We start from the raw sequence: 9,965 nt of genomic DNA on the forward strand, positions 1-9,965 counted from the left end.
CCATGCCGTACCGAAAAGCAACAGAGGCGCACAGGCGCTGTCCTGACGGTCACGGAGGTCGGCCTGCGCCCCGGAGCGCTCCCCGCGTCCCGGGGACCGCTCCCCATCATCAGGACGAACGATGCCCCGCCCGCGTTCCCGCCCGCGTTCCCGCCCGCCTCCCCGGACGCGGGGTCCGCCGGGGCTGTCAGCGCGTGTCGGGCTGCCGGTCGGGCCGGAGCGCGGACCACTTCACCGTGACTTCACCCTGGCGCCACCGACGTACCCCGTCGGTCAGCGGCCAGTCGCCCGACAGCGCCCGCACCGCCGTGATCCAGCGCTGCCGGGCGCCCAGCGAGGCGTACGGGGCGGCCGCGGCCCAGGCCCGGTCGAAGTCCCGGAGGAACGCGTGGACCGGTTCGCCCGGCACGTTGCGGTGGATCAGCGCCTTGGGCAGGCGTTCCGCGAGGTCGGAGGGGCGGTCCAGGGAGCCGAGCCGGGTCGCGAAGGTCACGGTGCGCGGGCCCTCGGGACCGAGCGCCACCCATACGTGCCGTCGCCCGATCTCGTCGCAGGTGCCCTCCACCAGCAGCCCGCCCGGCGCGAGGCGCGCGCACAGCCGTTCCCAGACCGCGGCGACCTCGCCCTCGTCGTACTGGCGCAGCACGTTCGCGGCCCTGATGAGGTCGGGGCGCTCGGGGAGCGGGATCTCGAAGCCGCCGTGCAGGAAGGTGAGACCCTCGCGTTCGTACGGTTTCGCCGCCGCGACCCGCTCCGGGTCGATCTCGATGCCGACCACGCTCGTGCGCGGCTCGGCGGTGCGCAGGCGCTGCAGCAGCTCGACGGCCGTCCAGGGGGCGGCGCCGTACCCGAGGTCGACGGCCACGGGGGCGGCGGCGCGGCGCAGGGCCGGGCCGTGGGTGGCGGCGATCCAGCGGTCCATGCGGCGGAGCCGGTTCGGGTTGGTGGTCCCGCGGGTCGGGGTGCCGATGGGGCGCATGCAAGCGAGCGTAACGATCCCATGGGGTGCCGGGCCGGCGCGGGGGCCGGGCCGGGGCCCGGCCCGGCGTGCGGGCCGCTCGCCGTAATGATTTGGTAAAGCGGAAATGAAAGGAGAGGTTCCGCTGTTGCAGCCCTCGAAAGGGGCTCCAGTCCCTTCGCTGTCATGCCCTGAGTGAGGAGGACCGGACGACGTGAGTCAGTACGTCTCCCGGCTCGGCAGCAGCCGTGTCGCGCCGCGTCTCAGGTTCCCCGCAGCCTTCCCCGGCGGCCACCGCAGACCCCGTCGCATCGCGATGCTCTCCGTGCACACCTCTCCGTTGCACCAGCCGGGCACGGGTGACGCGGGCGGCATGAACGTCTACATCGTGGAGCTGGCCAAGCGCCTCGCCGCGATCAACATCGAGGTCGAGATCTTCACCCGGTCCACCACCGGCGGGCTGCCCCCGGCGGTCGACCTGGCTCCCGGCGTCCTGGTCCGCCACGTCGACGCGGGGCCGTACGAAGGCCTGGCCAAGGAGGAGCTGCCCGCCCAGCTCTGCGCCTTCACGCACGGCGTCATGCAGGCGTGGGCCGGCCAGCGCCCCGGCTACTACGACCTGGTCCACTCCCACTACTGGCTCTCCGGCCACGTCGGCTGGCTCGCCACCCAGCGCTGGGGCGTCCCGCTCGTCCACGCCATGCACACCATGGCGAAGGTGAAGAACGCGTCGCTCGCTGAGGGCGACACCCCCGAGCCCGCCGCCCGCGTCATCGGCGAGACCCAGATCGTCAGCGCGGCGGACCGGCTGATCGCGAACACCGCCGAGGAGGCGGACGAGCTCGTCCGCTTCTACGACGCCGATCCCGGGTCCGTCGCCGTCGTCCACCCCGGGGTCAACCTCGATCGCTTCCGCCCCGCCGACGGGCGCGCCGCGGCCCGAGCGCGCCTCGGACTGCCGCAGGACGCCCTGATTCCGCTCTTTGCGGGTCGCATCCAGCCGCTGAAGGCCCCGGATGTGCTGCTGCGCGCGGTCGCCGCCCTGCTGGACCATGACCCCTCGCTGCGCACCCGGATGGTCGTACCGGTCGTCGGCGGGCCGAGCGGCAGCGGGCTCGCCAAGCCGGAGGGGCTGCAGAAGCTGGCGGCACGGCTGGGCATCGCCGATGTCGTACGGTTCCACCCGCCGGTCGGGCAGGACCGGCTCGCCGACTGGTTCCGGGCCGCGTCCGTGCTGGTCATGCCCTCGTACAGCGAGTCCTTCGGCCTGGTCGCCATCGAGGCCCAGGCGGCGGGCACCCCCGTCGTCGCGGCGGCCGTGGGCGGCCTTCCGGTGGCGGTGCGGGACGGGGTCAGCGGCTTTCTGATACCCGGGCACGACCCACAGGCGTACGCGCGGGCGCTCGCCCGGTTCGCCGAAGCGCCGGAACTGGTCGCCCGGATGGGGACCGCCGCCGCCGCGCACGCCCAGGGCTTCGGCTGGGACACCGCCGCCTCCGCGACCGCCGACGTGTACACGGCAGCGATGCAGGAACATCGCCGTCGCGTACGCTCGCACCATGGCTGACGTACCCGATCGAGCGGTGACGACGCAGGTCGCGCAGGTCGCGCAGATCATCGAGGCGACCTTGAAGGACGCCGGGCTCGAATGGGAGAGCCCCGAGTCCGGCAGCTACGTCGTCAAGCTCCCCGGCACACGGAAGCTGTCCACCACCTGCTCGCTACGGGTCGGCAAGCACTCGCTCTCCCTCAACGCCTTCGTCGTCCGCCACCCGGACGAGAACGACGCGGCGGTCCATCGGTGGCTTCTGGAGCGCAACCTCCGTCTCTTCGGCGTGAGTTACGCGATCGACCAGCTGGGCGACATCTACCTGGTCGGCAAGCTGCCGCTCTCCGTGGTCACCCCGCAGGAGCTGGACCGGCTGCTCGGTACGGTCCTGGAGGCGGCCGACGGCTCGTTCAACACCCTGCTGGAGCTGGGCTTCGCGAGCGCGATCCGCAAGGAGTACGCGTGGCGGGTGTCGCGCGGCGAGTCCACTCGGAACCTGGACGCGTTCACACATCTGACCCAGCGCTCCGAACGCTGACCCGCTGACCTTCCTGGGCGGCTCGACCGACTCGGCCGAGCGGCCCGCCCCGGTGGCTCGATCAGCCGACCGTACCGGCCGACCGGAACGACCGGGCTGGGCCGACGTCCTCCCGGACTTCACCGGAGAGCTGCACACCCGCCTGGAGGCGTACGTCGCACCGGAAGCGGTCCGGCCGCCGAACCTCCACGACGCCCAGCGCGCCGTCCGTCTCTGAGAACCTGTCGGGTGGCCTCTGATCGGGCGGCTCGTCCGCTCTCCGATCGAAGGCCACCCGAGAAGGCTCTGAGCCGGTGCGGGCGCTGCGGGTCGGCGGTCAGTCCCTCGTCCGCAGCGCCGCCTCCACATCCTCCAGCGCCGACACGAGCTGCGGACCGACGTCCTTCCACGTCCGGTCCAGCTGCTCCCGCGGAACGCGGCGCGGGACGGTCTCCACCAGCATGATCAGGTAGAGGTAGCAGCGGTAGAGCGCCAGTCGCAGCCGCACGGACGCGTCGAACGCGATTTCGCGCCCGTCGCCCTCCGCGTACCCGGCGAGGAAGTCCACGTCCTCCTCCATGTTCCCGAACAGTGCGAGCGATACGAAGTCGGCGACCGGGTCGCCCCAGAACATCCGCTCCCCGTCGATGATTCCGCCGATGGTGCGCGCGCCGGGTTCCCCGTCGACGAGAAGGTTGCCCTGCCACAGGTCGAAGTGGACCAGGGCGGGCCGGGTGACGTCGTCGAGCACGGGCGACGCGGCGGCGAGCAGCGCGCGGATACCGGCCGTCGGGCGCGGCAGCCGGGCGCGGTAGGTGTCGGCGTCGGCGAGGACGGCGTCGGTCATGGCGGTGAACGCCTGCCGCCAGGTCGGGGCGAGCGGACCCACGGCCCGTCCCGGATAGCCGAAGCCGTCGGACCCCGTGACGGAGTGCAGCCGGGCGACGCTCCGCCCCAGGTCGCCGCGGAGCCGACGCCCTTCCGCGGCGGACAGGGAGTCGGGGGTGAACTCGTTCCAGGGCCGGCCCGGACAGGCCGACATGATCACGTACGGGCCGGTCGGGGCGTTTGGGTCGAGCTCGCTGTGCAGGACGCGGGGGATGACCGTCGACCCGGCCGCCCGGGTGTAGAACTCGACCTCGTTGACCAGGAGATCGCGCTCGTAACTCATCAAGGTTCCGGCCGTCGCGGGCGGCGGTGTCTTCACCACCCAGTCGTCGCCGTCGGTGAGAGTCACACGAGTGACTGCGTTGAACGTGCCTCCGGCGAGGGGCGTCCGTGCGGCTATCCGGTCCGCAGTCACGCCAACTGAGCTGAGGACGGCCGAGGTTGAGTCATCTGTCAACATGTGCGGAATTGCCCCTCTGTGTTGCGGTCCGGTGGAGGTCGCGGCGGCCCGGGGCGCCTTCACGGGATGATCACGGCGCCGTCACGATCGCATCCCGTGCCCCCTTTGATTGATCATCAAACCAACTCCCGCTCATAGGGTGAGCAAAACCCGAAGAATCAGCTCAGAGATACGGATCCCCGGACCATGCGACGCACCGTCATACGCCGTACCGCCGTTGCCGCCAGCACGGTGTGCCTGGCCCTGCTCGCCACAGCCTGCGGCGGCGGATCGGACTCCGGTTCCGGGGCCGGCGACAAGGGTGCGGACGCCAAGGGCAAGGACGCCGCCGCGAAGCAAGCCGCCAAGGCGCTGACCGCCGCCGAGCTGGAGAAGGCCGCGCTGGCCCAGGGTGACGTCAAGGGACACAAGATCTCCAAGGCCGCGGCCAAGGATGTGGTCTTGGTCGACGACATCAAGGTCGCGAAGGAGGTCTGCGCTCCGCTGGCCGACGCGCTGATGGGCGCGCAGGTGGGTGAGCCCGGCGCGTTCACCAAGCGGACGGTGGTCAGCGAGCCCAAGAAGGGCAGCATGGACAAGCAGGGCACGGACGCCGAGGGTGCGTTCAAGGCGGCGTTCGACATCACGACGACGCAGCTCGCCCTCGGTTCGTACGACGGCAAGGGCGCGGAGGAATCGGTTGCCGCGCTGCGCACCGCCGCCACCGAGTGCGCGGGCGGGTTCGACTTCACGGCGGCCGGCGAGAAGCAGAAGGTCAGCAAGATCACCGAGGAGAAGGTCAAGGGCGGCGAGGACGCGGCCGCCTGGACGGTCCAGCTGGAACAGGACGGGGAGAAGGTCCAGCTGAAGCTCGTGGCACTGCGCCAGGGCCCGTCGTTCGCCTCGTTCTCCTCGATGAACCTGGCCGCGATGGGCGGTGGCGGCGACTTCGAGCTGCCGACCGCGGTGGTCGAGGCGCAGGCCGCGAAGCTGGCGTAACGACCTGGTGCACGATGGGGAGCCGGGAGCCCGCTCGCTGTCGTGCACCAGGTCGTAAGGGCGGGCGGGGTGCCGTGCTCGCGGGACGGGTACGGCACCCCGGCCATGGTGGGTACTCGTACTCATGAGCGATGCTCGCCTACTCGTGAGCGATGCTCGCCCTCCGGGCAGGCTGGTCGTACCAGTCGTACCAGTCGTACCAGTCGTACCAGTCGTGCCAGTCGTTCCGAGGGAGTCGAGCATGCGCATGACCAGTCGACGTGACCACGCCGTACGCACGAGCGGCGGACGCCGAACGGGCCGGATCGCGGTCGGCCTGGCGCTGGTCCCCGTGACCCTGGCCGTGCTGACCACGGGCTGCTCGCTCCAGGACGCCATCTGCGGCGGCGATGAGTACCCGGTCCTGGCCGTCGGGAGCGCCGGGCGCGCGTGCGTGCCCAAGGGCGAGGAGCCGCCGAAGGGATACGCCCGCTACCCGAAGGGCAAGGTTCCCGAGCACGTGGGCGACAAGTGGGACAAGTACTGGGAGACCCACAGCCTGGACGAGAACGGCAGGATCGTCGACCTCCCCGCCGAACCCGGAGAGTGAGACCGGGCGGGCACCCCGGGCTCCGAGGGGCGGGCGGAGGCGCGTGGACGGCTGAGTGCCGTGCCTGTCCGCCGGGTGGTCCGTTCATGGGTGAGCGTCGCGCGGCCCGGCCCGCGATCCGTTCGTGGGCGAGCGTCGCGCGTGTCCGTCCGGCGGTCCGTTCGTGAGGGGCCTCGGTCCTTGTCCTCCCGGTGCCGTCAGGGCAGCGGGACGAGTCGGACCACGGTGACGATCAGGACGGTCCCGGAGACGTAATAGAGCACGATGGCCCCGGCGACCGTCGCCTCGCGGCGGTCGCGCTCGCTCTTGACGGCCGACGACCCGTGCCCGTACGGGTCCAGACCCAGAGTGCGGGCCATCTCGTCCCGGAAGGTCTCGCCGTCGCGCATCTTGGCCAGGGAGTCGTCGGCGGGCGGGGCGTAGGAGATACGGAAGCTCAAGCGACCGTCCGCCTTTCGGCCTCGTCCTGCGCCAGCCGGTCCAGGATCTTCTCGGCCTCCGGATCGGGTACGGCCTCCAGCATCCAATGCCGCATCACCGCCTGGATCTCGCTGACACCGGCGTCGTTGATGGCGCGGTCGAACTCCTCGCGTCTGTCCTCGGGCAGGGTGGCCCGGATGTCCGGAATGCTGTTGGGCACGTCGACTTCGGCGCCACCGACGTAGGTCTTCAGGGGCTCGCCCATGGTTGCTCTCCCCGCTCTCCTTGCTCTCCGCACGGCCCGTCAGGTCGGCTCCGTCCTTGCACGGTCCGGTACTTGGGCCACGTTAGCGCCAGGGCCCGCGACGGACGAGGAACCCGCACGGTACGTTCGCTCCGTGACAGGTACATCGTGGGACATATTGCTGATCGGTGGAGCGTCCGGCATCGGCAAGAGCCGGCTCGCTGCCCAACTCGCGGATGAGGCGGAAGGGTTCGTGGTCGAGTTCGACGACGTCGTCAGCGCCGTCGAGGCCATGACGACAGCTCAACACCACCCCGCCCTTCACCACTTCGCCGACATTCCCGACACCGGGCGGCTCACCGTGGAGCAGGTGCTGAACCTTCAGATCGCCACCGCCCTGGCTCTGGAGCCCGCGGTGCTCGGCGTCGTACGCAACCGCCTGACCGTCGGCGTGGCCGCCCTGGTCGAGGGCGACTACCTCACCCCGGCGGCGGCCGTGGAAGCGATCCGCGAGGGGCGGGCGGCCGGTCGCCGTGTGCGGGCGGTGTTCCTGCACGAGGAGGACCCGGACCGGATCACCGCCAACTACGCGGCGCGGGAGCCCGAGTGCGGGGAGCAGGCGCATCGGGCCCGCGTCAGTGCGGCGTACTCGCGATGGCTTGCCGATCAGGCGTCCCTGCACGCGTTGCCGGTGGTCGCGTGCCGCCCGTGGGACACGCTGGCGGCGCGTATCGGGTCGGCCCTCGGGGAGAGGGAGGACCGGTACGGGCCGGCGGAGGTTCCTGGCGCTTGAGCCGGCGTGGAGTCGGGGGCGCTGGAAACGCGGAGTCGTCGACCGTTCGCGGGCCACGGGGCGTGGCTGACGCTTCAGTGGTCAGCACCGGCGAGTCCGGTGACGGCTGGCTCCGGCCGATGTCCTCGTACTCCCGCGACCCACGTTCCCGGCCGGATGGAGATCATTTCCCAGGTGCCGTTCAACGTCCGGACGCTCACCCGCGCCGGGCTGCTCGTCCGGAGCGGCCCGGCGGAGGAGGCCGTCGTCGTCCTGAACCGACTGCCACGGTGAGCTGTCCGTGGCAGGAGTGCCGGATCAGCCGGTCAGGGTGTCCTTCAGCCATGGGGCGATCACGGCCATCGCCTCGCCGAAGCGCGAGATGGCGCAGTGGCCGGTGTCCGGGATCAGTTCGACCCGGGTGTCCCGGCGGCCCTCGAACACCAGGGTGTCGCCCAGTGGGACGTGGACGTCCTCAGTGCCGTTGACCACGAGCATCGGCCCATTGGCGTCCTGGTCCAGCAGCGGGCGCAGGTCGAAGGCCGCGAAGGCCTCCTCGCGCTCGGCCGTGCTCGGCATGGCGTCGAAGCCCAGGGCGTTGCCGACGATGCCGTCCATGCCGAAGGCGAAGCCGCGGCCCGGAGCGAAGGAGCGCTCCACCGGGCCGCCGAGCACCACCGAGGCGTCCACCGCTCCGGTCAGTCCGCTCCGGGCGGAGTAGTAACCGCCCATCGAGATGCCGAAGTGGCCGACCTTCCCGTTGCCGGCCGCGCGGGCGAAGGAGACCAGTCCGGCGATCACCTCGGCCCCGCCGTCAGGGGTCATCGGCAGGTGGGCGGTCTCGCCGGTGCCGGCGAGGTCGAACAGCAGGAGTCGTGCCGGCAGGGCGAACGCGAGCTGCTCCCACATGCCGTGCAGGTCGGTCTTCCAGGAGTCCACGCCTCCGCTGGCCAGCACGACCGGCGCGTCGGCGGACAGGCCGGGGGCGGCCATCAGGTGGATCGGCAGGGTGGCGTCGCCGCCGCGGTACGGGACGGTGAGCGCGCGCCGCTCGAACTCCACCGGGAAGCCGGGGGCAGCGAGGACGTACTGCTCGACCTGGCGGGCGAGCGCGGTTCGCTTCGGGTCGTCGGCAAGCGAGGGGAACTTGGCCCAGCCGTACGCCTGCGCCGACAGGCGGTGGCGCCCGGCCTCGGCGTGCCGGGCGGCGAGGGCGGACCACTCGTACACCCAGCTACCGGGCCGGTCGGGCCACATCTCGGTGACGGCGGCGCGGACCGCGTCCACCTCGTCGGCGGGGAGGCCGAGGGTCATCTGCGGGTAGCGCTCGACGAACAGCTCCTGCGGGTCCAGAGGCCAGGTGAAAGACATGGTGGTACCTCCTGCTGCACTTAAAGCCGTAACTCTTGCATTAGCGACTATGTGCCCGGGCGGCGCTTAATGCAAGTCGCCTGCGTTAAGGTGGTGGTCGAGGTGATCGACACATGACCGAGGAAGAATCGGAGCCGATCCGCCGCCGCCCCGGCGGCCGCACCGCGCGCATCCGCCAGGCCGTTCTGGCGGCCACCATGGAAGTGCTGGCCGAGGAGGGCATCGCCCGACTCAGCATCGCCGGGGTCGCGGCCCGTGCAGGAGTCAACGAGACCACGGTGTACCGGCGTTGGGGCAGCCGGGAGAAGCTCGTGCTGGACGCCATGCTGGCCGGAAGCGACGAGGGCATCCCCGTCCCCGACACCGGAGCAGTCCGCACCGACCTGGCCGCCTTCGCCCGCGCGCTGGCCGGGTACCTCGCCACCCCGACCGGCCGCGCCATCGCCCGGGCGGCCTCGCTCAGCTCCGACGACCCCGACCTCGCCGAGGCATGGCAGACCTTCTGGCAGTCCCGCCTCGATCAGGCCGGCGCCATCGTCAGCCGGGCCGTTGAACGGAGGGAACTCCCGACGGACACCGACACGGCCCTGGCGCTGGAGCTGCTCTGCTCCCCGCTCCAGACTCGCTCCCTGCTCGGCCACCGCCCGATCGAGCCGGACCTGCCGGAGCGCTTGACGGACATGGTGCTGGACGGCCTGAGGAGAGGAGCCAAGGACTGACCCTCGGGCCCCGGGGCCTACTCGACCATGCCGACCGCGTCCGCGTACGCGTGAGCGCGGCGACCGACGTCGCGACCATCTCCGTCGGCATCCTGGGCGACGGCACCGACCCGGGAGTGGCCAGGATGGCCGCGGTCTACCGCCGAACACCCCGGCATCGACATCCGCATCCGCGACACCGACCTGACCGACCCGACGTGCGGGCTGCGCGCCGGACTGGTCGACGTCGCCCTCACCCGGGCACCGTTCGACGAGACCGCCCTGACGGTGCGCGCTGCGGGCCGATCCGGTCGGCGTGGTCCTGCGCGCCGACGACCCGCTGGCCCGCCGCGACCGGCTGCGGCTGGCCGAACTGAGCGACCGCCGCTGGTTCCAGTTCCGGAGAACCCGCAGGCGGGGGGGCTTAGCTTGGCTTTAAACCCCACCAAGATCATTTCTTGGTGGGGTTTGTCGTTCGCCTGACAGCTGGGCGGCCTCTGCTTGATCATGTGTTTCCGCCA

At 71.5% G+C, this 9,965-nt stretch carries 12 protein-coding genes and 1 pseudogene; 8 read left to right on the top strand and 5 right to left on the bottom strand.

Going from position 1 to position 9,965, the window contains the following annotated elements; translation table 11 throughout:
* Nucleotides 1–187 precede the first annotated feature (187 nt).
* On the bottom strand, nucleotides 188–979 hold the full coding sequence (locus tag ACF1B9_RS30320) for a class I SAM-dependent methyltransferase (protein ID WP_391745699.1): 792 nt from the start codon (nucleotides 977–979) through the stop codon (nucleotides 188–190).
* Between the two features lie 193 nt (nucleotides 980–1,172).
* Here ACF1B9_RS30320 and mshA point away from each other — a divergent pair, with 193 nt between their 5' ends.
* The 3 genes from mshA to ACF1B9_RS30335 are packed head-to-tail and all read left to right on the top strand — an operon-like array spanning nucleotide 1,173 to nucleotide 3,262.
* Nucleotides 1,173–2,525, top strand: a complete 1,353-nt coding sequence (mshA, locus tag ACF1B9_RS30325) for a D-inositol-3-phosphate glycosyltransferase (RefSeq protein ID WP_391745698.1) — start codon at nucleotides 1,173–1,175, stop codon at nucleotides 2,523–2,525.
* Complete coding sequence (locus tag ACF1B9_RS30330; protein WP_391745696.1) at nucleotides 2,518–3,045, top strand: YbjN domain-containing protein; 528 nt, start codon at nucleotides 2,518–2,520, stop codon at nucleotides 3,043–3,045. The genes mshA and ACF1B9_RS30330 overlap by 8 nt, the downstream gene beginning before the upstream one ends.
* Before the next feature lie 52 nt (nucleotides 3,046–3,097).
* Nucleotides 3,098–3,262: a hypothetical protein gene (locus ACF1B9_RS30335; protein WP_391745695.1), complete on the top strand. Its 165-nt coding sequence runs from the start codon at nucleotides 3,098–3,100 to the stop codon at nucleotides 3,260–3,262.
* Nucleotides 3,263–3,361: 99 nt separating this feature from the next.
* Here the strand turns inward: ACF1B9_RS30335 and ACF1B9_RS30340 are convergent, their stop codons facing one another.
* Nucleotides 3,362–4,372, bottom strand: a complete 1,011-nt coding sequence (locus ACF1B9_RS30340; protein WP_391745693.1) for a phosphotransferase family protein — start codon at nucleotides 4,370–4,372, stop codon at nucleotides 3,362–3,364.
* 186 nt (nucleotides 4,373–4,558) lie between these two features.
* On the opposite strand from ACF1B9_RS30340, the gene ACF1B9_RS30345 reads away from it, so the two are divergent.
* Both ACF1B9_RS30345 and ACF1B9_RS30350 read left to right on the top strand, forming a co-directional pair.
* Nucleotides 4,559–5,350 (top strand): hypothetical protein, encoded by a 792-nt coding sequence (locus tag ACF1B9_RS30345; RefSeq protein ID WP_391745692.1) that lies wholly within the window; start codon nucleotides 4,559–4,561, stop codon nucleotides 5,348–5,350.
* A 241-nt stretch (nucleotides 5,351–5,591) separates the two neighbouring features.
* Complete coding sequence (locus ACF1B9_RS30350) at nucleotides 5,592–5,939, top strand: SCO0607 family lipoprotein (RefSeq protein WP_391745691.1); 348 nt, start codon at nucleotides 5,592–5,594, stop codon at nucleotides 5,937–5,939.
* Nucleotides 5,940–6,136: 197 nt separating this feature from the next.
* Here ACF1B9_RS30350 and ACF1B9_RS30355 read toward each other — a convergent pair whose 3' ends face one another.
* Nucleotides 6,137–6,379 (bottom strand): hypothetical protein, encoded by a 243-nt coding sequence (locus tag ACF1B9_RS30355; RefSeq protein WP_391745689.1) that lies wholly within the window; start codon nucleotides 6,377–6,379, stop codon nucleotides 6,137–6,139.
* Nucleotides 6,376–6,624 carry a hypothetical protein gene (locus tag ACF1B9_RS30360; RefSeq protein WP_391745688.1) on the bottom strand — a complete coding sequence of 83 codons (249 nt, stop codon included), beginning with the start codon at nucleotides 6,622–6,624 and terminating at the stop codon, nucleotides 6,376–6,378. Before ACF1B9_RS30360 ends, ACF1B9_RS30355 begins: the two co-directional genes overlap by 4 nt.
* A gap of 133 nt (nucleotides 6,625–6,757) precedes the next feature.
* Here ACF1B9_RS30360 and ACF1B9_RS30365 point away from each other — a divergent pair, with 133 nt between their 5' ends.
* Nucleotides 6,758–7,396: a hypothetical protein gene (locus ACF1B9_RS30365; RefSeq protein WP_391745686.1), complete on the top strand. Its 639-nt coding sequence runs from the start codon at nucleotides 6,758–6,760 to the stop codon at nucleotides 7,394–7,396.
* Nucleotides 7,397–7,693: 297 nt separating this feature from the next.
* On the opposite strand, the gene ACF1B9_RS30370 is transcribed toward ACF1B9_RS30365, so the two are convergent.
* Complete coding sequence (locus tag ACF1B9_RS30370; RefSeq protein ID WP_391745684.1) at nucleotides 7,694–8,746, bottom strand: alpha/beta hydrolase; 1,053 nt, start codon at nucleotides 8,744–8,746, stop codon at nucleotides 7,694–7,696.
* Between the two features lie 113 nt (nucleotides 8,747–8,859).
* On the opposite strand from ACF1B9_RS30370, the gene ACF1B9_RS30375 reads away from it, so the two are divergent.
* Nucleotides 8,860–9,465: a TetR/AcrR family transcriptional regulator gene (locus ACF1B9_RS30375; protein ID WP_391745682.1), complete on the top strand. Its 606-nt coding sequence runs from the start codon at nucleotides 8,860–8,862 to the stop codon at nucleotides 9,463–9,465.
* Nucleotides 9,351–9,844, top strand: a pseudogene (locus tag ACF1B9_RS30380) (LysR substrate-binding domain-containing protein); the annotation flags it as partial. The gene ACF1B9_RS30375 and the pseudogene ACF1B9_RS30380, both read left to right, overlap by 115 nt.
* Nucleotides 9,845–9,965 lie beyond the last annotated feature (121 nt).

This window comes from Streptomyces sp. NPDC014727 (assembly GCF_043083485.1).
Classification (GTDB): Bacteria; Actinomycetota; Actinomycetes; order Streptomycetales; family Streptomycetaceae; genus Streptomyces.